Here is a 23,976-nt window from a genome sequence, read left to right on the forward strand (position 1 = left end):
CTTATTTTTCTTTTACTTCTAATAACAAATCACCTGAGCTGATTGCTTCGCCTTCTTCAACATAAATGTGATCTACCGTGCCCGCAAAACGTGCTTCGATAGTCGTTTCCATTTTCATGGCTTCTGTAATCAGCAACGGCTGACCTTTTTCTACTTTATCGCCACGTTTGACCAATACTTGTAGAACAGAACCAGACATCGTTGCGCCGATTTGTTCTTTATTAGTTGGTTCTGCCTTTTGTTTTACTTGAACAGCAGACTTAATGGAGGCATCTTTAACTAAAACCTCACGACGTTGCCCATTCAAATTGAAGAACAAGACACGGTTTCCGTCAATATCAGGTTCGCCAATTTCATCTAAACGAATAATTAACGTTTTTCCTCGTTCAATTTGAACTTCCAATGTCTCTCCTTGACGAATACCATTAAAGAATGTTGGCGTATCTAATAAGGTTATATCTCCAAAGGTTTCGTATTTTTGACGATACTCTAAAAATACTTGTGGATACATTAAATAACTTAAAACTTCTTCCAATTTAGGTTGATACCCAATTTTTTCGGCTAATTCTTCTTGTACTTTCGCAAAATCAACAGGTGCTGCTAAGTCACCTGGCCGCTCTGTGAAGGCTGGTCGACCTTTTAGAATAATTCGTTGGAGCTCTTTCGGGAACCCACCAACTGGTTGACCTAAATCACCTTGGAAAAAAGTCACAACGGATTCAGGAAAACTTAGTTCTTCACCACGCGCATAAACATCTTGTTCTGTCAGATGATTTTGAACCATGAAGAGTGCCATGTCTCCCACGACTTTTGAAGATGGCGTCACTTTTACAATATCGCCAAACATCAAATTCACTGTGTGATACATTTTTTTGATTTCATCCCAACGGTGCCCTAAGCCTACCGCTTTTGCTTGCTGCTGTAGATTAGAGTATTGACCACCAGGCATTTCATGCATATAGACTTCTGTTTGCGGGGCATTTAAGCCATTTTCAAATGGTTGATAATACATGCGCACATCTTCCCAATAATGATTGATTTTCTGTGCATTATCAATGTTAATAGTTGGCGTTCGTTCACCATTGACTAAAGCATAATATAGACTGTTCATACTTGGCTGGCTAGTTGCGCCACTCATCGCACTCATTGCGACGTCAACAATATCAACGCCCGCTTTAGTAGCTGCTGAATATGTGATGATCCCATTGCCACTAGTGTCGTGAGTGTGGAGATGAATTGGTAAATCCGTGGCTGCCTTTAATTCACTAATTAAACGATAAGCAGCTTGTGGTTTCAATAAGCCAGCCATATCTTTAATCGCAATGATTTGTGCACCTAAATTTTCCAATTCTTTAGCCATATCAAGGTAATATTGAACATTATATTTTGCTCGGGCTGGATCATTGATGTCCCCAGTATAACAAATTGCTGCTTCCGCAATTTTTCCGGTATCCCGAACGACTTGAATACTTTTTTCCATTTGAGGAATCCAGTTTAAGCTATCAAAAATTCGGAAAACATCGACTCCTTGGCGAGCAGATTCTTTAATAAATTCTTCAATAACATTATCAGGGTAATTTTGATAGCCTACCGCATTAGAACCTCTGAACAGCATTTGTAAAAGTGTGTTTGGCATCAACTGACGAATTTTTCTTAAACGTTGCCATGGGTCTTCGGTTAAGAAGCGATAGGCAACATCGAACGTAGCGCCACCCCACATTTCACTAGAAAACAGCTCAGGCAGGGCTGCATCAGTTAGACCAGCAATTGCTTTAAAATCTTGTGTTCTCACACGAGTAGCTAATAAACTTTGGTGCGCATCACGGAACGTGGTATCTGTCATTAACACACTTTCTTGATTCTTAACCCAATCGATGACGGCGGTTGCTCCTTGAGCGTCTAGAATATTTTTAGCTGTGATCACTTTTTCTGGAACTTCAATATCTGTCGGCACGCGCGGGGCTTCAAAATATTTTTTCTCCGTTCGTTCAATGCCAGGGAACCCATTGACCGTTACTTCTCCAATGTATTTCATCGTTTTATTGCCACGATCGCGCATACGAGGAAATTCAAATAATTCAGGTGTATTATCAATAAAGGTTGTTTTGGCTTCGCCAGATTGAAACGCTGGATAGCTCACAACATTTTGTAAAAACGGAATATTTGTTTTCACGCCACGAATCCGAAATTCTTTTAAGCAGCGTTGCATTTTACTGATTGCCTGTTCAAAAGAGAAACCATGCGTACAGACTTTAACCAATAAAGAATCAAAGTAAGGCGTCACAGCGTAGCCAGAATAAGCATTTCCTACATCTAAACGTACACCAAACCCACCTGGTGAACGATACGTATCAATTTTCCCTGTATCTGGCATAAATTGGTTCAGGGGATCTTCAGTCGTAATCCGACATTGAATAGCCGCGCCTTTTAATGTCAATTCGTTTTGTTTTGGCAAATGCATATCTTTATGCAAATCAAGCCCTTGTGCAATTTGTAATTGAGAGATCACAATATCAATATCTGTAATCATTTCTGTGATAGTATGTTCTACCTGAACACGAGGATTCACTTCAATAAAATAAAACTGATCCCCTTCTACTAAAAACTCAACCGTTCCCGCATTCACGTAGCCGACATGCGCCATTAACTGCACAGCAGCCGAACAAATGGCTGCTCGTTGTTCTTCATTCATTGATACACATGGTGCGACTTCTACCACTTTTTGGTGGCGCCGTTGAACGGAACAATCACGTTCAAATAAATGCAAGACATTCCCATGATGATCGCCTAAAATTTGTACTTCGATATGTTTAGGATTAGAAATATACTTTTCAACATAAACCTCGTCAGAACCAAAGGCTGCTTTCGCTTCACTTTTTGCTCTTTCGTAACCTTCTCGTGCTTCCTTGGCATCGTGGGCAACACGCATCCCGCGACCGCCGCCACCTAAAGCAGCTTTAATCATGATAGGAAAGCCATGCGTTTCACCAAAATCTACGACCTCTTCCACCGTTGCTACTGGCCCATCTGAGCCTGGAATCGAAGCAATCCCCGCAGCTACAGCTGCTTCTTTCGCTTTAATTTTATCGCCAAAAATATCTAAATGGTGTGTTTTAGGTCCAACAAAAATGATTCCTTCTTCTTCACAACGTTCGGCGAAGCGTAAGTTCTCAGATAAAAAGCCATAACCAGGATGAATGGCATCTGCTCCCGATTTTTTGGCAATTTGGATAATATTTTCAATGTCTAAATAGGCTTCAATTGGTTTTTTCCCCTTACCAACTAAATACGCTTCATCTGCTTTGAAACGATGAACAGAATACTCATCTTCTGCAGCATAAATCGCTACTGTCTGGATATCTAATTCTGTACAAGCTCTAAAAATTCGAATCGCAATTTCGCCACGATTGGCAACTAATACCTTTTTCATAACGTCACTCCTACCATCAATTTCCTTCAAATTTATTGGTTCTGTTCTAAAGATAAATAGTACTCATTTTCTAATTTCTGACGTGTTTCATCTGCACTGATATTCAGGACAAAGGCCACAGCAATCGAAATAATCAGCAAACTATTCCCACCTTGACTCAAGAACGGGAAAGTAATTCCTGTTAATGGAATAATCCCAGTAATCCCACCAACATTAATAAAAACTTGAATTAATAACATTGTACCAATTCCAATACACATTAGTGAATTAAAAGGTTTCTTCGAGCGTACACCGACTAAAATAATTCGCGCAATCATAAACATCAACAATCCTAAAATCGCTAGACCGCCGATAATGCCTAACTCTTCTAAAGTAATCGCAAAGATAAAGTCCGTATGTGCTTCTGGTAAAAAGCCTTTTTTCTGAACACTATTCCCTAGACCTTTGCCAAACCAGCCGCCATTACTGATTGCATAATAAGAATTAGCTAACTGATGGCCTAAGTTCCGTTCATCTAAAAATGGATTTTTAAAAACAGCAAAACGATTATAAATATATTGGTAACGCGCTGGGAAAATTTTTCCTTTCGACATAATTAATAACTGAATAGCCGTGATACTACCTAAAATGCCCAAGCCACCAACCAAGTAGGTATACATATAATTAATCCCACTTGCTAAAACCATCACGATGGTAATTAATGTTAGAATGGCCGCATTCCCGAAGTCAGGCTGGATTGCAACTAGAGCAATTAATACAAAAACGAGCATCAACGGGCGCCCGGCAGCTTGTTTAAATTGATCCATGCCTCCATTAATTGTCTTTTGTCGCCGTGCTAAAATATAAGACAGATACCAGACAACCATAATTTTTAAATACTCAGCTGGTTGCATCGAAAATCCACCAATCTCAATCCAACCACGTGCGCCGTTAATTTCTTTCCCGATACCAGGAATCCGAACGGCTAAAACCATAACCGTAATTACTGCAATGGCAAACATGATAAAACTTCGATTCTGAAAAACGGATGTTTTCATCTTATAAATAAAAAACATTGCAACTAACCCTACTACCCAAAAGGCAACCTGGTTAATAACGAATGACGTAGGTGAAAAACCTTTCATTACTTGTAATGCGGATGTGGAACTATATACCATAATCAATCCCACGATACTTAAAATTAAATATGGAATAAAAATACTATAGTCTAGCAAATGCCGTTTCTTTACTTTGTTTGGCAAAGCTTAACCCTCCTTGCCAATCTCGTTTTTTTCTTGTGTTTCTTCATAAACATCTGTATATAATTGATTCAATTCGCGTTCTAAATCACTTAGTAAGCGATGTCCTTCATCACTAGTTAAAATCCCCAAACGGGTCGCATAGGTCACTTGTCTTGAAAAACCATACATTTGTGTATCCACCACTTCTTCAAATGCTTTACATTGAGAAATGCACAAACTGTTTTTTTGATTACGAATAAGCATTTTAATGCGTTCTGCATCGTCTTCTAATAATTGAATGGCAAATTTCTTTGAAATTCCTTCGTCCATTTGTACAGAACCTCCCTATCTTAATTAAATAATTATAACATAATTCTCAGTTAGATACATGATGATTTCAGAAAATTTCCTTTAAGAAATTTTCTAAAACCAAGCGATATATTAAGTAAGAAATCTCTTTATATAACAAGCTTATTTTATCACTACAACAACAAATACATTAAAAGACTTTTTTCTTATTTTCTGCTTTTAATTTTAAATAAAATAACAAACTATATCATTTTTTTGTCTCTTGATATTCTTTAATTACTTCTAAAAAGGCGGTACCATATTTATCTAATTTATTTTGGCCGACCCCTTTTATTTGCAATAATTGAATCGTTGTTTGCGGTAATTTTTCACACATTTCTTTAAGTGTACTATCGGAAAAGACTACATATGGCGGCATGCCTGCCTCTTGAGCCATGTCCATACGTAATTCGCGCAATCGTTCAAACAAGGCATCATCCACTGCTACTTTTCGAACTTTTTGGTCTTCTTTTCGGAAGACCTTCCGTTCCCCTAAGAGCACCTGAACACCTTCTGTCGAGACTGATAACAACGGAAATTGCCCATCAGAAGGAATTAAATAACGTTCTGCTGTTAAATAATCAATCAGCTGTGTGACTTCTTTTTGCGTGCGACCTTTCATTAGTCCATATGTTGGCAAACGATCAAAATGCCATTGATCAATTTTTTGATCTTTTGAACCAGTCAAGACTTTACCAACTAAGCCCTTACCGAAACGTTCTCCCATACGTTTTACACAAGACAAGACTTTTTGGGCATCGACCGTAATATCGACTAATTCTCGATTATCCAGACAATTCGAGCAGCGACCGCAGTCCGTCCCTTCTTCACCAAAATAGCGTAAAATATATTTTTGTAAACACATTTGTGCATTCGCATATTGTGACATTTCCCGTAATTTCAAGTACTCTTTCTGCTTATAATCAATGGTCATTTCAGATTGTTCAATAAAGTATTGTTGAATTTGCAAGTCTTGTGGAGCAAACATTAACACAGCATCACTAGGTAGACCGTCACGACCAGCTCGGCCCGCTTCTTGGTAATAAGATTCAATATTTCCTGGTACTTGTGCGTGAATGACAAAACGAACATTACTCTTATTAATCCCCATACCAAAGGCATTTGTTGCTACCATCACTTGCACTTGATCATACAAGAATGCTTCTTGATTTTCACTACGTAACTGTTCACTCATGCCCCCATGATACATCCCAGCTGCAATTTTTTTACTTTCTAATAAATGATAAATTCGTTCAACTTCCTTCCGCGTGCTTGCATAAATAATACCTGATTGTCCAGTATTCATCTTTAAATATTCCAAAAGAAAAACGTCTCTATTTTGATCTTTCACGACTTGAAAAGATAAATTTTCTCGAGTGAATCCTGTTTTGATTTCATTTTCTGATGGAATTCTTAATTGCTTGACAATATCCTCCGCTACTTGTGGCGTTGCTGTTGCTGTTAGTGCAATCACAGTTGGTTGCTGTTGAAATTGATCGATAATCTCTGCTAAACGCAAATAGCTTGGACGAAAATCATGCCCCCATTGTGAAATACAGTGTGCCTCATCTACTGCCAATAAATCAATCGGTACATGTGTCAGCATCTGTTGAAAATCATAAGATTCTAATCGCTCTGGCGCAACATACAATAGCTTGACTTCTTTGTTAACCGCTAATTGAATACGATGATTCATCTCTTGATAGGAAATGGTACTATTGATATATGTAGCTGGAATCCCCATTAAATTCAGGGCGTCTACTTGATCTTTCATTAAAGAAATTAATGGTGAAATCACCAATGTTAAATTATCCAGAAGTAAGGCTGGCAACTGATAACAAATCGATTTGCCTCCACCTGTTGGCATAATGCCTAAGACATTTTCTTGTCGCAATACATGACGAATAATCGTTTCTTGTCCTGGCCGAAAATCATCATAGCCAAATGTATCTTTTAATAATTCTTGTAATGCACTCATTTATTGCGCTCCAATCTTTGTTCTACAAGTCATTTTAACACGCTAATCTAACAGGAACAAGGTGTGTTAAAACAAGACACAATCGTGAAACACCAGTTAACGTGAAACATCAAAAAGAATGAAAAATTGTGAAAGCTTGCTATCAAAAGCTTTCAAAAATAACGACATTTGCTTGTTGTGGATAACGAGTAGTTATCCACACATAAAAAATATCCTTATCTTAAAATACGCATTAATTCGTTTTTGCCATCAAAAAAACCAACTATTTTCGTAGTAAAACGAGCATAGTTGGTTTAAATGTTTATTTGTCGAAAAATTATTCAGCTTTTTTCTTTTTCTTGCTTGCTTTTTCGCGTTCATTTTTGTTAAGAATTTGTTTTCTTAAACGGATGCTTTCTGGTGTTACTTCACAGTATTCATCTTCATTCAAGAATTCTAATGATTCTTCTAACGTTAATTTTTTCGGTTTTTTGATGACTGATGTTTGGTCTTTCGTTGCCGAACGAACGTTAGTCATTTGTTTAGCTTTTGTGATGTTCACAGTTAAATCGTTGTCGCGGTTGTTTTCCCCAACAATCATTCCTTCGTAAACTTCTGTCGTTGGTTCAACGAAAACTGTACCACGTTCTTCAATACTCATAATTGAGTAAGTCGTTGCTTTACCAGTATCGATTGAAACTAATGCACCTTGATGACGGCCACCAATCGTTCCTTGAATCATTGGTAAGTATTGATCGAAGGTGTGGTTCATAATACCATAACCACGAGTCATTGATAAGAATTCTGTTGAATAACCAATTAAGCCACGAGCTGGTGCTAAGAAGATTAAACGCATTTGTCCGTTACCGGCATTAATCATATCTTGCATTTCGCCTTTACGTAAACTTAGTGATTCAATCACGCTACCCATGTATTCTTCAGGTGTGTCAATTTGAACACGTTCAAATGGTTCACATTTAACCCCGTCAATTTCACGCTCAATAACTTCTGGACGAGAAACTTGTAATTCATAGCCTTCACGACGCATGTTTTCAATTAAAATTGATAAATGCAATTCGCCACGGCCTGATACAGTCCAAGAATCTGGGCCAATTGGATCAACACGTAAAGATACGTCTGTTTGTAATTCAGCCATTAAACGTTCTTCGATTTTACGAGCGGTGATGTATTTTCCTTCACGTCCCGCAAATGGAGAATTGTTAACTAAGAAAGTCATTTGTAAGGTTGGCTCATCAATGTGTAGAATTGGTAATGCTTCTTGATTGTGAACATCTACAACTGTTTCCCCAACGAAAATGTCTTCCATTCCAGAAACGGCAATTAAATCGCCCGCTTTTGCTTCATCAATTTCCACACGTTGTAAGCCAAAGAAACCTAAAATTTTCGTTACACGGAAATTTTTCACGCTGCCATCTAATTTCATCAACGCAACTTGGTCGCCGACTTTCATTGTGCCACGGAACACACGGCCAATCCCAATACGTCCAACGTAATCGTTGTAGTCTAGTAATGAGACTTGGAATTGAAGTGGTTCGTCTGAATTGTCAACTGGAGCTGGCACATGTTCAATAATTTTATCAAAAATTGGGGCCATTGTTGGCTCTTGATCTGCTGGATCATCTGATTCACTTGAAGTTCCATTTAAAGCAGAAGCATAAACAACTGGGAAATCTAATTGATCGTCGTCTGCGCCTAATTCGATGAATAACTCTAAAACTTCATCTACTACGTGTTCAGGACGAGCAGAAGGTTTGTCAATTTTGTTAACAACCACGATTGGTGTTACTTTTTGTTCTAATGCTTTTTTCAATACGAAACGTGTTTGAGGCATTGTTCCTTCATACGCATCGACAACTAAAACAACACCATCTACCATTTTCATGATACGTTCTACTTCACCACCGAAGTCCGCGTGTCCTGGTGTATCTAGAATGTTGATACGTGTACCGTTATAATCTACGGCTGTATTTTTTGCTAAGATAGTAATTCCACGTTCACTTTCAAGTGCATTGGAATCCATTGCACGTTCTTGTAATTGTGTGTGTCCATCTAAAGTGTCAGATTGTTTTAAAAGTTCATCTACTAAGGTTGTTTTACCATGGTCAACGTGGGCGATAATTGCCACGTTACGAATATCATCTCTGTATTTCAATTTAATTGCTCCTTATCTATATACGCTTATGTTACTTAAGTCCATAAAAGCCGACTGCTTATTATAGCAAACTTTTTTCATTAAAAAAAGGCTTTCGCCTGTAAAAATAATGAAAGTTTTAGAAATTATTCGGCTTTTTCTGAAAACAAGGACATTTTTTTACAAATCTTTCTCTTTTAAAAGAGGAAGAGCCTTACCTTTCAGCAACGCTCTTCTTTGATTATTCCGATTCATTTAAATACCGGGTAAATACTTCATCATAGGTTTCAGGAGTTGCTGCAATAAAGTATTCACGACCCGCAAAAGTTAATGGTTTTCCTGTAATACCAGAGTATTTAAACCCAAATTCTTCCAAAAGTACTAAGCCTGCTGCATAATCCCAAGGACTTAGATTAGATAAATAGCCATGATGGTTGCCTTTTAACATGGCAATAATTTCCAAACCTGCACAACCGCTAATACGCACGCCCATACTTGCTTGTCCGATTTCCGTTGCGTGATGAATATTTTTTCCATGCATGTAAGCATTCATGCCCCATAATCCATCTGCCAAGGCTTTCATAGTAGGCGCTTTTAATAATTGATTATTCCGATAAACGCCAAGCCCTTTGCCGCCCCAATAAAGTTCTTCTCGCATCACATCATAGATAAAACCTAATTTACCAATGCCGTCTTCATAAACAGCTAACATAATACAAAAATTTTCTCTTTCCATCACGAAATTCATTGTGCCATCAATCGGATCGATGATCCACACGCGACCAGCAAAACTTTTTAAAGTATTGTAGCCTTTTTCTTCCCCTAAAATTTGATCTTCGGGAAAATTTGTTTGAATTTTATTCATTAAAAATTCTTGGGTTTGTTCATCCATATTTGTCACTAAATCAGTGCGGCCATTTTTCTGTTGAACGGTTAACTCTGATTCCAAGTTCATTCGAATCACATCGGCTGCTTCAAAAAGCCAACTTTGAATTGTTTGAATAAATTTTTGCGTTTCAGTCATCTAATCATCCCCCAGCTTTAATTTACCGCTTCCCTGTTTTTTAGCTTGTTGAAGCGTACGATATAACGAATATCCTGAAGCATTTTCAAATTCACGACCTAAGCGTTTTTCTTCGCCGATACTTTTAACGACCGTTTTAAATTGTTGATAAGTTGTTAAAAATTTGTCAACAGGCAAGCCTGTTTCGTTGGCTTGCTCAACTGCTGTCCACATATTAGTGACAATCACCATTTCCTCTGTCGTCCAATCTAAATCTAATGGATATTGATAGTCTTTCATGTCTTCACCTCATCTTCTCTAGTTTAGCATATTTTCATAAAAAAACATCTTATTTACGTCGATTTTTTAATGCATTAAAGAGAGGATATTCTGCTGTTCCTTTGCGATACAAACTTTGTTGTGAAGCATAAATACCGCTATTTCCTGAACACATAAAACTGATTAAGCAGACCATGAAAAAATAGACCGCCGCTTCACTACCAAATAGTTCAATGCCCATAATGAAGCAAGCAATCGGCGTATTCGTGGCGCCAGAAAAAACACCAATAAATCCTAAACCTGCTAAAAAAGGAATTGATAGATGTAACAAAGGGGCCAAAGAACTCCCTAACGTAGCCCCAATTTCAAACAATGGCGTCACTTCTCCTCCTTGGAATCCGGCACCCAAGGATAACACCGTAAAGAATAATTTCCCAACAAAATCAAAAGGCTGCGCATTGCCTGCAAAAGCATCTTCTAATAAAGGTAAACTCAAGCCTAAATAACGCTGGTTGTTTAAGACGAGCACAAACAGAACGACAATGGACGCCCCAAGAAACGCACGAAGGTAGACATTAGCAAACCAATTTGCGTAGGTCTTTTTTAAAAAGACAATGGAACGACTAAAAACCCAACCTGCCAAACCAAAACAAATCGATGCCAAAAATAATTTTACAAATAGTTCAACCGACCAAGTCGGAATTTTGCCCATCGGATAATGCGTATGTGTTACACCAAAACTTTCAGTCACAAAATTAGCAAATAAGCCTGCAAAAAAACTTGGGAAAAGTGCCTCTGCACGAACTTTTCCAATCGCCAAAACTTCTAATCCGAAAACCGTTCCCGCTAATGGTGTGCCAAAAACAGAACTAAAACCTGCACTAATTCCGCTAATAATAATTACTTGTCGTTCCAAAGCGGACAGTTTAAAGACTTTTCCTACAGCATTCGCGATTGCGCCCCCCATTTGCACCGCCGTCCCTTCACGACCAACAGAACCACCAAATAAGTGCGTAGTAATCGTGCCAAACAATGTTAAAGGAATTAAGCGCAAGGGAATATCTTCTTCCCCGCCATTGCCTTGTTCAATCACTAAGTTATTTCCTCGGCTAGCATTTTTCCCAAAACGCGTATAGAAATACGTAAAAACAACACCGCTAATGGGGAGGATAAAGAGTAACCAAGGGTTTGCTAAACGAACATCTGTTACATAGGTAAGACTCTTTAAGAAAAAGGCGGATAACGCCCCCATAAATAAACCAATAATTGCGGTAATGAGCAACCATTTTGCCATATAACCGCCGATTGATAGTAGTTGCTTTGTTTCTTTTTTCACTTTACATGCTCCTTTACAATTTTCTTATCGCCAATCCTAGCGTACAGAAAAAGCCTACCAAAGGGTACACTTCTCCCGTTTGGTAGGCGTCATTAATTTATTCGTCCAATAAATAGTTCGTGGTGAACACCATCACCATGTTGCTATTAAACTATTAAAAATAATACCACGCAACTCTGGAAAGTGCAATAAAAAATCAATTGCGTTCCGTTTTTATCCACGTGCTATTACCTTTGATAAACCGATAATAAGCCATCACCACACTAACGAATAAAATTAAGTACATGTAGGAAATAGTAAAAGGCAAAATAATCAGCCCCAGTTTTGCAGGTACTTTTAGTTGAAAATTTTTCAACTCGCGATAATAGTTGATTGTAAAAAAAATGCCGAAAACTAACGAAATACTGACGGCCAAAACAAAACTAATGACAAGCGATAACGAAAAGCCTAACCTATACAAGTGTTGCAGTTGAAGCCCAGTTAAGACAAAAACGAGCATCCCCGCTACGAGATTAATAAAGGGTTGCGCTAAAAAATAATAGATTCCACACTTCTGCCTTAGCGTTAATGACTTTGATTTAATCACCCTGGGTAAATACGCTAGACAATCTAAATTTCCTTGAACCCAACGACTTCGTTGACGAATAAAACGTTTCACATCTCTCAGTGCTTCTTGAGCCATAAAGGCCTCGTCAATATAAGCAATCGATAACTCTTTCAGCATTAATTTAATGGTTAACTCATAGTCATCCAACAAAGCATTTCCCCAAGGCTGATAGCCTAAGTGTTCGGTAATCATTGATAACCGAAAAAACTGACCATTGCCACCAAGTCCGATGGTTTTTGTTGCTCGACGCGCCTTTTGAATAAAATTATTAATCGTAAAAAACTCAACATCTTGTGCAATAAACATAAAATTTGTGACATCTTTCATTTTGATTCTTGTTTGCGCAGCACAGACTGTTGTATCTGTGAAAACAGCAGTTAGCTCATTGACAATATTTTCACTAAAAAAACCATCTGCATCTACCACACCCACTAAAACTTGATCCCAAGAATAGTGTCCTTTTTCTGCATCTGTTAATACAATTTGGAAAGCGTGGTTCAAAGCGGCGCCTTTGCCTTGTTGCGCATTGGGAAATTGACGAGACAGAACTTGGATTGGACCAGCAATACTGTCCATCATTGCTTTGGTTTGGTCCGTTGATCCATCATCAATCGCAATTATTTTTTTCTTAATTGGTAAAGCAACCAGTTTTTTTAATGTTTCTCCGATGACTTTCTCCTCGTTTACACACGGTACAAGAAAGTAGCAGAAAAATTCTTCTGCTACTTCGACTTCTCTTCTTGTTTTTTTTCTTGTTCGAAAACTGAGAAATAAACTTGTAAATAAATAGGTTAAGAAGATGAACATAATTACTTTGTATAACTGATACAAATAAATCATGTAATTTGACCTCTTTTAAAAAAATAACGGTATAGAATGTAGGCAGTGACAATCGAAACTAGAATAACGCCAATTAAATCAACCACAAAAAAGGCGCCTGTTGAAATTACCCCAAGTTTCGGTAAAGCTGATTGGCTCATTAAATACCCCTTTCTCTCTATTTGTTTTTTACCAACACACCACCACGATGACCATCACACACCCCCTATAATAATACTTTGGAGGATTATAGTACACAGGTGGATTATAGTACGTAACTGGTGGAATATATCCTGGCCAATATGTTGGTGGTGGCGGATTATAAACCGGTATTTTTCGGTTTTCTCGAACAATTGCAATTGTTTGACCCGCATGATTTTGCGTCAGACTGACGCGTGTTGGCGTAGTATTTCGTGAATAACCAGCCGGCGCTTGAACTTCTCTAATTTCATATACCCGGTTGACAGATAGCCCACTAATAGTGACTGTACCATCCCAACCTGTTGTTACTCTTTGTGTATAGCCATTAGTTGTATCTTTCCATTCAAAAACAGCGCCCGCTAAACGTGCTTTTGTTTCAACATCTTGTTTAATAATTCTGATAGCACCATAGTTTGCTTTATTGTTTAACACTAACGTATACGTTTTTGTGCCTTGACCTCGTAAATCAATCCGATGGACCCTACTATCCAACGCATACCCAGTTGGCGCTTGTATCTCGGTGATTTCATAAATACGATCCGACGATAATCCTGGAATCAGTACTTCACCATTTCCATTTGCTGTAAATGTTGCCGTATAGTTATTGGTAGTATCGCGAAATCTGAATTTCGCTCCTGCTAAACGTTTTCTTGTATCCGTATCTTGCTTAATAATTTTGATGGCGCCTTTTTGTGCTTGATTATTTAAGACTAATGTATAGGTTTTACCACCTTGTCCACGTAAATCTACTTTATGAACACGTCTATCTATGATATAACCATTCGGCGCTTTGATTTCTGTGATCTCATAGATACGATCACCGGCTAATCCAGTAATCAGTACTTCACCGTTCCTATTCGCTGTAAACGTTGCAGTATAATTATTGGTTGTATCTCGGAATTTAAATTGTGCGCCTGCTAAACGTTGTTTCGTATATCCATCTTGCTTAACAATTTTGATGGCACCTTTTTGTGCTTGATTATTTAAGACTAATGTATAGGTTTTACCACCTTGTCCACGTAAATCAACTTTATGAACACGTCTATCTATGATATAGCCATTCGGTGCTTTGATTTCTGTGACCTCATAGATACGATCACCGGCTAATCCAGTAATCAGTACTTCACCGTTCCTATTCGCTGTAAACGTTGCAGTATAATTATTGGTTGTATCTCGGAATTTAAATTGTGCGCCTGCTAAACGTTGTTTCGTATATCCATCTTGCTTAACAATTTTGATGGCGCCTTTTTGAGCTTGATTATTTTTGGTGAACGTGTAGGTTTTGCCAGCATAATTCGCAGGTAAAAGAATTTTATGCACCGTTCTGTCAAGTATATAACCATTTGGTGCTTTTATTTCTGTAATTTCATAAATCCGGTTGACGGAAAAATTATACAAAGTTGCTTCACCATTAGCATTAGCAGTTACTACGCCTGTATTCCCATTCACTGTGTCACGCCATCTAAATTGTGCGCCTACTAAACGTTGTTTTGAGTAACCATCTTGTTTAATTAATTTTAAATTGCCACGTAGCGCAACATTTTCAATGGTATAATAACCAATCTTGTCAGCAAAATTAGTCGTTAAGATAACTCGGTAAGTCTTGTTATTTAAGATATAGCCGTTTGGTGCTTTAATTTCTGTAATTTCGTATACACGATTGACTGGCAAATTCGTTATCAGGGCTTGTCCGTTTTTGTCAGCTACAACTGTTCCTTCTTTTCCTGTCACCGTATCACGCCATTTAAACTCCGCACCTGCTAGACGTTTTCTTGAATCTTTGTCTACTTTGATTATTGCTAGACTACCTTTTTGCGCTGTATTATCAATAGTTACTGTCACTACTTTATTAGCTTGTGCAGTTGTTAGAGTGACTTTATGCACAGTTTTATCTAATACATACCCCACTGGTGCTTTCGTTTCTGTGATTTCATACGTACGATTGACTGATAAGTTGGGAATTGTGATGGTTCCATCGGTTCCAACTGTCACTATTCCTGTTTTTCCTGTCACTGTATCTTTCCACTGAAATTCTGCGCCTGTTAAACGTTTTTTACTGTCTTTGTCTTGTTTAACAATTTTGATAGACCCTTTTTGCGCTACATTTTCAATGATTACTGTCACTACTTTATTTGCTTGTGCAGTTGTTAAAGTGACTTTATGCACGGTTTTGTCTAGTACATAACCTGTGGGTGCTTTCGTTTCTGTGATTTCATACGTACGATTGACGGATAAGTTGGGAATTGTGATGGTTCCATCGGTTCCAACTGTCACTGTTCCTGTTTTTCCTGTCACTGTATCTTTCCACTGAAATTCTGCGCCTGTTAAACGTTTTTTACTGTCTTTGTCTTGTTTAACAATTTTGATGGAGCCTTTTTGCGCTGTATTTTCAATGATTACTGTCACTACTTTATTTGCCTGTGCAGTTGTTAAAGTGACTTTATGCACGGTTTTGTCTAGTACATAACCTGTGGGTGCTTTTGTTTCTGTAAGTTCATACGTACGATTAACTGCTAAATTGGGAATTGTGACCGTTCCGTCGGTTCCAACTGTCACTGTTCCTGTTTTTCCTGTCACTGTATCCTTCCACTGAAATTCTGCGCCTGTTAAACGTTTTTTGCTTTCTTTGTCTTGTTTAACAATTTTGATGGAGCCAATTTGTACTTGCTGCTTATTCTTCACCCGATATGTTAAAGTGTAGTCGGCTTTTCCAGCAAATGAAACAGGATGTTTAGTTTCGTCTAATTCATAGCCATTAGGCGCCTTCGTTTCAACTAAATAATATTCTCCATCAGGTGATAAATTTGAAAATAACAGCTCGCCATTTTCATTCGTGACACCTTTTTCTATTAGATTATTTTTTTGGTCATACAACGAAAATTCAGCACCTGCTAAACGTTTCACCTCATTATTTTCATCTACTTTTTCTACTTTTAACTGGTTTTCTAAACGCGTATTTTCTTTTTTCAAGCGAATCGTCTGTGTTTGTTCTAACTTAATTTCAAATGGAACTGGTGTTGCATCTAACTTGTAACCAGTTGGTGCTTTTGTTTCAATGAATGCATACTGACCAGCTTCCAAACCAGCTAAACGAATTTGACCTGCTTGATTGGTGGTTAATGTTTCTTGAACAACTTGTTGTGTTTTTGTGTTCACGACTTTGAAAACAGCACCTTCTAAAACTTTAGCAGTTACTGCATCAATTTTTTCTAAAACGACACCCCCTCGACCTGTTCCATCATTACTCTCGTCTGCTGTGATGTAGGCAATATCATCATCTTCCCAAGCATCGAATCCCTCACTAGAAATACGCATATACGTGTAATTTGATAGCACGGCATCACTTGGAATATTTTCATTTGGAATCGTTTCTAAATAAATATAATAGGCATTTTTATTGGAAAGATAACTGCCCGTGGCTGTTGGTATTCCTTCAAATTTCTCTGCTTCATAATTAAATCCAGATTCAGAGGCATTTTTTTGGAAAAATTGACTGGCATCATAGCTATATTCGTCATGTTCCAAATTCCGAATCATTTCACCATTTGTTTCTAAAATAGGCTGCTTGGTGAGATATGCAGCAATACTGTCAATAGCTAATGTTTGGTTTGGACCTACATTATCTAAAAATTTAAAGGTTGTTTTTTCTGAACCTGAAAGACCTGCTTGATTATAGTTAAAATAAATGACCCAAGCAATTCTTCCCTCTGAGGTAAATCCTAACGGGACTTTTCGAACCAGTTCAGTTGGCGGAACTTTCTCCACGTATTGCCCGATATTAATTTTGACAATTTTTTGTGAATCCCCAAAAGTAAAAACGACTTGATCTTCAAAATCTTCTGATAAATTTTGATTATATCGTAGCTTCAGTTGCAAATCTGCTGAGTAATCTGTAAGCGTTTGTAAGGCTTTAATCGTCCAAGTACCATCATCGTTTGGAATCACTTGAAGTGCGTCTCCAATTTCAAAAGGTGTCATTGAATAGGAATATTTTTCGCTAGCCATCCTTAATGTCATCGTCTCTCCGCTTGCTAATTCAGAGATTCCTAATGACAAAGAAACTGTCGCCCAATCTTTTGTAGCAACAATTTCCGTTTTTTCCCCCGGATATTCAACAGCTATAGACCGGATTTGTGTGCCACTTTCATTATCCATTGCATAAGAAATAATACTTGTATTAGATCCTATAATAGTAAAGATAATTAAACAAATCGAAAATAACTTATTAATACTTTTTTTCATTCATCACAATCCTTTCAACACTAATGTGTGTCTTTTTAGACACTAGCTCACTAAAAAAAATAGTCATAATTTCTTCATTATTAAAATCCAACAATTGTGAAATCAATTTAATATCCGATGCTTTGAAAACAACTTCTCCTTTTAATTTTTTGTAAATCGTTGAAGCGGATATTGGTTGCCCGTATGCAGTCATTTCATTTGCCAACCACTCAACATTTTTTCCTTTCATTTTCAATTTTGAGTGAATTAAATTTGATTCCATTTTACTCTCCCCCTTTTCAGTGTCTAATAAGACACTTAAAATTATATCATTTTGTGAAAAAAACGTCAATATCATTAAAAAATGCTGATTTTTCTATTATATTCGTTACTTTCATTTTGAAAAAAACATGTTTCTTTTGCGACACTTTTTGTGCTAGAATGTTTTTACGGAGGTGGTTTTTTTGAAAGAAAATTTTTTGAAGCAAAAAAGGATGGAGAAAAATCTTACATTAGAACAAGTTGGAAATTTTGTTGGTGTTGGAAAAAGTACCGTCAGGAAATGGGAAACTGGAATGATTGAAAATATGGGGAGGGATAAAATTGTCGCCTTATCTAAAATTTTAGATGTATCACCTCTTGAAATCTTAGGTATTCCTGAAACGGAAGAAACGCCATTTGTTGTCCCAACCAATATTATGAACATTTACAAACAGTTAACAACTGAAAATCAAGAAGCAGTCTTTCGATACGCTCAAAAGAAATTAACAGAACAAAATTACTTTTAATATTTATTTTAAATAGATGAATGCTAGACTTTTTAGTCAACGTCAAACAAAAAAAGCTTATCCTTACGGATAAGCTTTTTTTAGATTGACTGTTGACCAAAATACTGACGCCATTTGGTTTTCATGGCTGTCGTCATCGGCAACGCCGCTTCTTTGACAGCACAATATTTGTCAACAAAGGTTACAATGTAACTTTCTTTGTATTTTGGTGGTGCAATAGTTGCGCCCCACATATGTTTAATAATAATGTCTCGTTCTAAATCAGACAACTCTGTAATTTTTTCAGCATTTTTGGCTGCAATTCGTGGATGAACATAGGCATGAGAGCCTTCGTCAAACTTTGTTGTGCGCCAATCATAGTAAAACAAATCATGCAATAAACCAGCACGAGCTGTTGCACGAGCATTGCCGTTCCAACGCTTTGCTAATTTATAGCTATGATAGGAAACACTAATTGAATGTTCTAAACGAGTTGAATGCATATGTTGTGTGTATTCTGCTAATTTTTGGACTTCTTCGGTTGCTAATAAATCTTCTACATAAGAAAGATATTCTTCGTCTTCACGCCATTTTTCTGTCATATAATTGGGTGCCACCTTTTCTAATCCTTTTATAACTTGACTCGAGTATAGCACCCCAGCTATTTAATTACTATGAATTTCTCAATCTGTAACTTAACTTTAATATTTGCTTAATAAGTTTAGCGTTCAACGCAGTAAAATTTTCACAAAAACTTCTACATTTCTTCTGGTGCATGTAACCCTAGTAAACGTAAATCTTCTTTTAGAACAGTAGCTACTGCATAAACTAACGCTAAGCGTGCCTCTTTTTGAGCATCTTCATCCAAAATCCGAACATGGGCATAATATTTATTGAACGCTTGTGCTAAATGAATGCTATGTTTCGCAATAACAGATGGTTCATATTTTTCAGCAGCTTGCATCACAGTTTCAGGGAATTTTTGTAACAACTTCACGACTTCCCAGCTATCCTTGTCATTTAGTGCATAACGTTGTGTGGCGTCTGGTGTAAAGTTTGCTTTACGTAAAATACTCATCGCACGAGCATGTGTATATTGAACATATGGCCCAGTTTCTCCTTCAAAACGAACAACTTCATCTAATACAAAATCGAAATTATTTAGACGATCATTTTTAAGGTCATGGAAAATAACTGCACCTACACCTACTTGTTTCGCCACTTCTTCACGATTTGCTAAGTCTGGATTTTTCTCGTTAATTTGATTTCCTGCTAAAGTAACAGCTTCATTCAATACTTCTTCTAATAAAACAATTTTCCCTTTACGTGTGGATAATTTTTTACCGCCTTGAGTAATTAAACCAAACGGAATGTGTTCCATATCATCTGACCATTCAAATCCTAGTTCTTTCAAGACTGCTTTTAATTGTTTGAAGTGATTGCTTTGTTCGTTGCCGACTACATAAAGTGATTTGGCAAAATCATACGTCCGTTTACGGTAAAGCGCAGCAGCTAAATCCCGTGTGATATATAACGTCGCACCATCTGATTTACGAATAAGTGCTGGATTTAAATTATATTCTGTCAAATCAACAATTTCTGCACCTTGATTTTCTGTTAATAAATGTTTTTCTTCTAATAAAGTAACAATTTCATCCATTTTATCATTATAAAAGGCTTCGCCATTATAAGAATCAAATTCAACTTCTAACATGGAATAGATTTTATCAAATTCTTTTAGAGACTCGCTACGGAACCATTTCCATAATTCATTAGCTTCTTGGTCTCCTTCTTCTAATTTTTTAAACCATGCACGTGCTTCGTCTTCTAATTCTGGTTTTTCTTCTGCTTCTTCATGAAATTGCACATATAAGCGCAATAATTCATTAATTGGTTGTTGGCGGACTGCTTCTTCAGAACCCCATTTTTTATAAGCTACAATTAACTTACCAAACTGTGTACCCCAGTCACCTAAGTGGTTAATCCGAATTGGCTGATACCCAATTTTTTCTAAAATAAAGGCAATTGAATTCCCGATTACCGTAGAACGTAAGTGCCCCATAGAAATTGGTTTAGCAATGTTTGGTGAAGACATATCAATAGGAACATTGCCATTATTACCAAAGGTACTGTTTCCGTAGTTGTTTTTTTCTTTGACTACTTCGCCAATAACAGCTTGACTGACTGCTTCTTTATTCATGAAGAAGTTTAAATAAGGTCCCACCACTTCAATTTTTTCAAAATTTGTGCCATCAATTTTTTCTGCTAATTCTGCTGCAATTTGTTGTGGTGCTTTACGATAAATTTTAGCTAATGAAAAGGCTGGAAAAGCAACATCTCCATGATCAACAGATTTAGGATTTTCCAATAATTGTTCGATTTGATCCATCGTTAATTCTTCATTTAAAACATCATGTAACGCTTTTGCTACGATTTCTTTGTTGTTCATAAAAACCCTCCTGATTAATTTGTAAGTATAAAAAACAAAAACGTCTCTGACAAAACAAAATAATTTGTTTTGTCAGAGACGAGAATTTACCCGCGGTACCACTCTAATTGTCTATACTACTTGGATAGACCTGCTTCATCGATAACGGTGATTGCCGTCTGCTTTCAGCAGAATTCTAAAAGTGCGCTTCCTCATTCCGATCACTCTTGGCTCCCACCTTCCCAAGATCGCTAAGCTGACGTTGAAATAAGTACTCTCTTTATCATCGAATGTCATTGTTAAACTGGCTTCATTATAGCAAATTTTTGTCTAGCTGGCTAGCCTTCTTCACTAATTGTCATAAAACTAACGCCAGGTTCTGCATTTAAGTTATACGAAGCAAAGTGATTCTTTTCAGCTTCGATAAAGGCGGCAGCGCCAATCATCGCCGCGTTATCCCCACAAAGTTTTAATGGCGGAATAAGTAATGTCACTTCTGGTAATTGTTCACTGATTGCATGTCTCATTGCTTCTCGTAATCCTTGATTCGCAGCAACGCCCCCAGCGATTAGCAATTGCTTAACAGGATATTCTTGACAAGCACGAATGGTTTTAGTCACTAATACTTCTACCACACTCGCCTGAAAACTTGCGGCTAAATCCTTTGTAGACAGTACTTCACCACGTTGCTCTGCATTATGAACCGTGTTAATAAACGCACTTTTCAAACCACTAAAGCTAAAGTCATAGTTATCCTCTTTTAGCATCGCCCGTGGAAATTGGTAGGTATCTGTGCCTTCATGGGCCAAAGCATCAATCTCTTTGCCACTAGGATAAGGCAACCCTAACACACGTCCGACTTTATCATACGCTTCACCAGCTGCATCATCACGTGTTTCACCAACAATTTTGAAAGAGCCATCTTCTTTCATGTAGACCAATTCCGTATGTCCTCCACTAACGAGTAAGGCCATCAATGGAAATTCGAGCGGTGCCACAAAACGGGCAGCATAAATGTGCCCAGCCATATGATTGACTGGAATAAGTGGTAATTGGTGCGCCCAAGCAAATGCTTTTGCTGCAGAAAGTCCTATTAATAAAGCACCGACTAACCCAGGCCCATAGGTCACAGCAACGCCACTGAGTTCTTCTGGTGTGACTTTTGCTTCTGTTAATGCTTCTTCAATACAGATCGTCACTTGTTCAACATGATGACGACTCGCAACTTCCGGAACGACTCCGCCAAAACGTTGATGGCTCTTAATTTGCGAAGCTACGATATTGGAAAGAATTTTGTCGCCATCTTCAATGACAGCCACACTTGTTTCATCACAGCTACTTTCCACAGCTAATAATAATTTACGTTCTTTTGTAAAAATTGTCATTGGGCTTCCTTCCTTAATTTCGCACACATTACAAAGGCATTTTCTTGCGGTTCTTTATAATAATTTTTTCGAACAGCTACTTTCCGAAAACCTGTTTTCTCATAAAGTTTTTGAGCTAATGTATTCGATTCTCTGACCTCTAAGAAAATTTGTGTAATGTCACGACTTTTAACATATTCTTTAAAAGCTTTCATTAACTGACAACCAATTCCTTGGTGTTGTTTCTGACCATTCACAACAACGTGACTAATTTCTGCTTCATCTAAAATAAAATGATAGGCAATATAACCTAACCACTGGCCATTTTCAACTAAAAAAAGATATTCGCTATTTTCCTGAGCAAAATCTTCCGCGAATTGTGTTTCTGTCCAAGGGGAGCCAGTTGTATAAGAAGAATTACTAAAACGCCATAATTCTTCACCAATATTTGCTACAGATATTTCTTTTTTTGTTACTAACATTTTTTCTTCACTCTTCTTTTAAATCAATTATCATTTCTAGTGCGTCTTCATTATTTTCGTCATAATAGCCTTTTTTCACCGTCTGTGAGACAAAGCCAATTTTTCGATATAAACGTTGGGCTTTAACATTACTCATTCGTACTTCTAGCGATAAGGTTTCACACCGATTTTTCTTGGCAAAAATTCGCGTTTCTTCTATTAAAGAACGACCTAAACCTAAGCCTTGGTATGCTGTGTGAACAGCGACATTCGTAATGTGTGCATCCGTTCCTTGAATCCGACAACCAATAAAGCCAACTGTTTTTCCGTTAATTGCCGCTAACAAATAGAGATGCGGCGCTTTTGAGCCAAGTTCTGCCATGAAAGCAGACATCGTCCAAGGAAGTTCCCCAGCATAAACTTCACGTTCAATTGCTAGTAAATCCTTAATATCTTGGTAGGTGATTTCACGCAATTGAAATTCTTGCTGGTTCATTGCAATGGTTTTAGTTATATACCGTTGCCGTCTTTTTGTAAAGTATTTTGTCACAAAATTAAAGTTTTTCCACATAGCTTTCTCCATTAGGCGTGTGTGTCTTCAACCAATTTTCTTCCGCTTCTACTTTTTTCAAATACGCAGGTAAGAACCCATGAACATTTTCAACAGGTTCAGCCACACTACCTAACGCAGCCAAAACTGCGGCATTAGGAATTTGCCATTGTGGAACATCACAAATTTCTCCATGAGGAATGATTTGAGCTATTTCTTCAGTGAATTTTTCAACATCTTCACCAACAAAAAAAAGATTTGGTTCATTTTTTAGTTGTTCTAATAACTCCCGCAGGGAAATATGTTGGTCCGGTAACTCATTTTGCCACACGCCATTGACAAACCGATAAGCACCAGCATAGACGTTTTTACGACGCGCATCAAAAAGAGGCACAATTAAACCAGTTTGTCCAACACAATTGGCAGCTAACGTTTGTAGACTGGAAATGCCTACTAGCTCTTTCTTTAAAGTATAGGCCAATGTTTTGGCAGTCGTCACGCCTAAACGTAAGCCAGTGTATGATCCAGGTCCTTCTGCTACGACAAAACGATCAATTGCCGTTGGCGCCAAGTTCAGTTGGCTCATCAAATAGTCAATTGCCGGCATTAATGTTAAGCTATGATTTCTTTTAACCGTTGCTGTATAACTTCCCAGAATTTTTTGATTTTCACACACAGCAATACTCAATGTTTGGTTAGATGTATCTATTGCTAAAATTCGCACACGAATCCCTTTCCTTCTACAATTTAGTCGCTTCATTGTAGCACACTTTCCTTTTTCTAAAAAGGGAAAACGAGGTTTCTTTTTACAGAAACCTCGTTTCGTTCATTTT

Annotated in this window: 19 protein-coding genes, 1 riboswitch and 1 other annotated feature; of the genes, 1 reads left to right on the forward strand and 18 read right to left on the reverse strand. The window is 37.4% G+C overall.

What is annotated here, in order from left to right; translation table 11 throughout:
* Position 1: 1 nt before the first annotated feature.
* The 12 genes from IGK72_RS09870 to IGK72_RS09925 form a co-directional block, all read right to left on the reverse strand.
* Positions 2 to 3,430, reverse strand: a complete 3,429-nt coding sequence (locus IGK72_RS09870) for a pyruvate carboxylase (RefSeq protein WP_222821631.1) — start codon at positions 3,428 to 3,430, stop codon at positions 2 to 4.
* A gap of 32 nt (positions 3,431 to 3,462) precedes the next feature.
* A complete protein-coding gene (locus tag IGK72_RS09875) occupies positions 3,463 to 4,671 on the reverse strand; it encodes an FtsW/RodA/SpoVE family cell cycle protein (RefSeq protein ID WP_002356686.1) in 1,209 nt (402 codons plus the stop codon).
* Between the two features lie 3 nt (positions 4,672 to 4,674).
* Complete coding sequence (locus IGK72_RS09880) at positions 4,675 to 4,980, reverse strand: YlaN family protein (protein WP_165548592.1); 306 nt, start codon at positions 4,978 to 4,980, stop codon at positions 4,675 to 4,677.
* Between the two features lie 226 nt (positions 4,981 to 5,206).
* Entirely contained in the window at positions 5,207 to 6,976 is a 1,770-nt protein-coding gene (recQ, locus tag IGK72_RS09885; protein ID WP_222821632.1) for a DNA helicase RecQ, read from the reverse strand.
* Between the two features lie 316 nt (positions 6,977 to 7,292).
* The gene (gene typA, locus IGK72_RS09890) at positions 7,293 to 9,128 is read right to left on the reverse strand and encodes a translational GTPase TypA (RefSeq protein WP_002356682.1); all 1,836 of its coding nucleotides are present in this window, start codon (positions 9,126 to 9,128) and stop codon (positions 7,293 to 7,295) included.
* Between the two features lie 220 nt (positions 9,129 to 9,348).
* Positions 9,349 to 10,131 (reverse strand): inositol monophosphatase family protein, encoded by a 783-nt coding sequence (locus IGK72_RS09895; RefSeq protein ID WP_002356680.1) that lies wholly within the window; start codon positions 10,129 to 10,131, stop codon positions 9,349 to 9,351.
* Entirely contained in the window at positions 10,132 to 10,410 is a 279-nt protein-coding gene (locus IGK72_RS09900) for a UPF0223 family protein (RefSeq protein ID WP_002356679.1), read from the reverse strand.
* A 49-nt stretch (positions 10,411 to 10,459) separates the two neighbouring features.
* A complete protein-coding gene (locus tag IGK72_RS09905) occupies positions 10,460 to 11,725 on the reverse strand; it encodes a voltage-gated chloride channel family protein (protein ID WP_002356676.1) in 1,266 nt (421 codons plus the stop codon).
* A gap of 76 nt (positions 11,726 to 11,801) precedes the next feature.
* Positions 11,802 to 11,871: riboswitch (Fluoride riboswitch) on the reverse strand.
* 50 nt (positions 11,872 to 11,921) lie between these two features.
* Positions 11,922 to 13,172, reverse strand: coding sequence for a glycosyltransferase family 2 protein (locus tag IGK72_RS09910; protein WP_002379685.1), 1,251 nt, complete (start codon positions 13,170 to 13,172; stop codon positions 11,922 to 11,924).
* Positions 13,169 to 13,312: a hypothetical protein gene (locus IGK72_RS09915; RefSeq protein ID WP_002356674.1), complete on the reverse strand. Its 144-nt coding sequence runs from the start codon at positions 13,310 to 13,312 to the stop codon at positions 13,169 to 13,171. Before IGK72_RS09915 ends, IGK72_RS09910 begins: the two co-directional genes overlap by 4 nt.
* Before the next feature lie 28 nt (positions 13,313 to 13,340).
* The gene (locus IGK72_RS09920) at positions 13,341 to 17,594 is read right to left on the reverse strand and encodes a SpaA isopeptide-forming pilin-related protein (RefSeq protein WP_165548596.1); all 4,254 of its coding nucleotides are present in this window, start codon (positions 17,592 to 17,594) and stop codon (positions 13,341 to 13,343) included.
* A complete protein-coding gene (locus tag IGK72_RS09925; RefSeq protein WP_002379687.1) occupies positions 17,578 to 17,931 on the reverse strand; it encodes a hypothetical protein in 354 nt (117 codons plus the stop codon). The genes IGK72_RS09920 and IGK72_RS09925 overlap by 17 nt, the downstream gene beginning before the upstream one ends.
* Before the next feature lie 97 nt (positions 17,932 to 18,028).
* On the opposite strand from IGK72_RS09925, the gene IGK72_RS09930 reads away from it, so the two are divergent.
* Positions 18,029 to 18,361, forward strand: a complete 333-nt coding sequence (locus IGK72_RS09930) for a helix-turn-helix domain-containing protein (protein ID WP_002356667.1) — start codon at positions 18,029 to 18,031, stop codon at positions 18,359 to 18,361.
* A gap of 80 nt (positions 18,362 to 18,441) precedes the next feature.
* Here the strand turns inward: IGK72_RS09930 and IGK72_RS09935 are convergent, their stop codons facing one another.
* From IGK72_RS09935 to tsaB, 6 genes are all read right to left on the reverse strand, one after another.
* Positions 18,442 to 18,942, reverse strand: coding sequence for an HD domain-containing protein (locus IGK72_RS09935; RefSeq protein WP_002356666.1), 501 nt, complete (start codon positions 18,940 to 18,942; stop codon positions 18,442 to 18,444).
* 155 nt (positions 18,943 to 19,097) lie between these two features.
* Entirely contained in the window at positions 19,098 to 20,789 is a 1,692-nt protein-coding gene (gene argS / locus IGK72_RS09940; protein ID WP_002372206.1) for an arginine--tRNA ligase, read from the reverse strand.
* A 71-nt stretch (positions 20,790 to 20,860) separates the two neighbouring features.
* Positions 20,861 to 21,064 (reverse strand) — a binding site (T-box leader).
* Between the two features lie 42 nt (positions 21,065 to 21,106).
* Positions 21,107 to 22,153: a tRNA (adenosine(37)-N6)-threonylcarbamoyltransferase complex transferase subunit TsaD gene (gene tsaD, locus IGK72_RS09945; protein WP_002378561.1), complete on the reverse strand. Its 1,047-nt coding sequence runs from the start codon at positions 22,151 to 22,153 to the stop codon at positions 21,107 to 21,109.
* Entirely contained in the window at positions 22,150 to 22,614 is a 465-nt protein-coding gene (rimI, locus tag IGK72_RS09950; RefSeq protein ID WP_002359702.1) for a ribosomal protein S18-alanine N-acetyltransferase, read from the reverse strand. The genes tsaD and rimI (IGK72_RS09950) overlap by 4 nt, the downstream gene beginning before the upstream one ends.
* 7 nt (positions 22,615 to 22,621) lie before the next feature.
* Complete coding sequence (gene rimI / locus IGK72_RS09955) at positions 22,622 to 23,176, reverse strand: ribosomal protein S18-alanine N-acetyltransferase (RefSeq protein WP_002387121.1); 555 nt, start codon at positions 23,174 to 23,176, stop codon at positions 22,622 to 22,624.
* Entirely contained in the window at positions 23,148 to 23,867 is a 720-nt protein-coding gene (gene tsaB, locus IGK72_RS09960) for a tRNA (adenosine(37)-N6)-threonylcarbamoyltransferase complex dimerization subunit type 1 TsaB (RefSeq protein WP_002356660.1), read from the reverse strand. The genes rimI (IGK72_RS09955) and tsaB overlap by 29 nt, the downstream gene beginning before the upstream one ends.
* Positions 23,868 to 23,976 lie beyond the last annotated feature (109 nt).

It is taken from the genome of Enterococcus sp. DIV0183 (assembly GCF_050541505.1).
GTDB classification, from domain to species: domain Bacteria; phylum Bacillota; class Bacilli; order Lactobacillales; family Enterococcaceae; genus Enterococcus; species Enterococcus faecalis.

Bases quoted from the DNA above. Each gene is read 5' to 3' on its own strand.
- argS (WP_002372206.1), bottom strand. From the start codon at position 20,789: ATGAACAACAAAGAAATCGTAGCAAAAGCGTTACATGATGTTTTAAAT.
- IGK72_RS09880 (WP_165548592.1), bottom strand. From the start codon at position 4,980: ATGGACGAAGGAATTTCAAAGAAATTTGCCATTCAATTATTAGAAGAC.
- IGK72_RS09915 (WP_002356674.1), bottom strand. From the start codon at position 13,312: ATGAGCCAATCAGCTTTACCGAAACTTGGGGTAATTTCAACAGGCGCC.
- IGK72_RS09920 (WP_165548596.1), bottom strand. From the start codon at position 17,594: ATGAAAAAAAGTATTAATAAGTTATTTTCGATTTGTTTAATTATCTTT.
- IGK72_RS09900 (WP_002356679.1), bottom strand. From the start codon at position 10,410: ATGAAAGACTATCAATATCCATTAGATTTAGATTGGACGACAGAGGAA.
- IGK72_RS09870 (WP_222821631.1), bottom strand. From the start codon at position 3,430: ATGAAAAAGGTATTAGTTGCCAATCGTGGCGAAATTGCGATTCGAATT.
- rimI (WP_002359702.1), bottom strand. From the start codon at position 22,614: ATGTTAGTAACAAAAAAAGAAATATCTGTAGCAAATATTGGTGAAGAA.
- recQ (WP_222821632.1), bottom strand. From the start codon at position 6,976: ATGAGTGCATTACAAGAATTATTAAAAGATACATTTGGCTATGATGAT.
- rimI (WP_002387121.1), bottom strand. From the start codon at position 23,176: ATGGAGAAAGCTATGTGGAAAAACTTTAATTTTGTGACAAAATACTTT.
- IGK72_RS09895 (WP_002356680.1), bottom strand. From the start codon at position 10,131: ATGACTGAAACGCAAAAATTTATTCAAACAATTCAAAGTTGGCTTTTT.
- tsaD (WP_002378561.1), bottom strand. From the start codon at position 22,153: ATGACAATTTTTACAAAAGAACGTAAATTATTATTAGCTGTGGAAAGT.
- IGK72_RS09910 (WP_002379685.1), bottom strand. From the start codon at position 13,172: ATGATTTATTTGTATCAGTTATACAAAGTAATTATGTTCATCTTCTTA.
- IGK72_RS09925 (WP_002379687.1), bottom strand. From the start codon at position 17,931: ATGATATTGACGTTTTTTTCACAAAATGATATAATTTTAAGTGTCTTA.
- IGK72_RS09935 (WP_002356666.1), bottom strand. From the start codon at position 18,942: ATGACAGAAAAATGGCGTGAAGACGAAGAATATCTTTCTTATGTAGAA.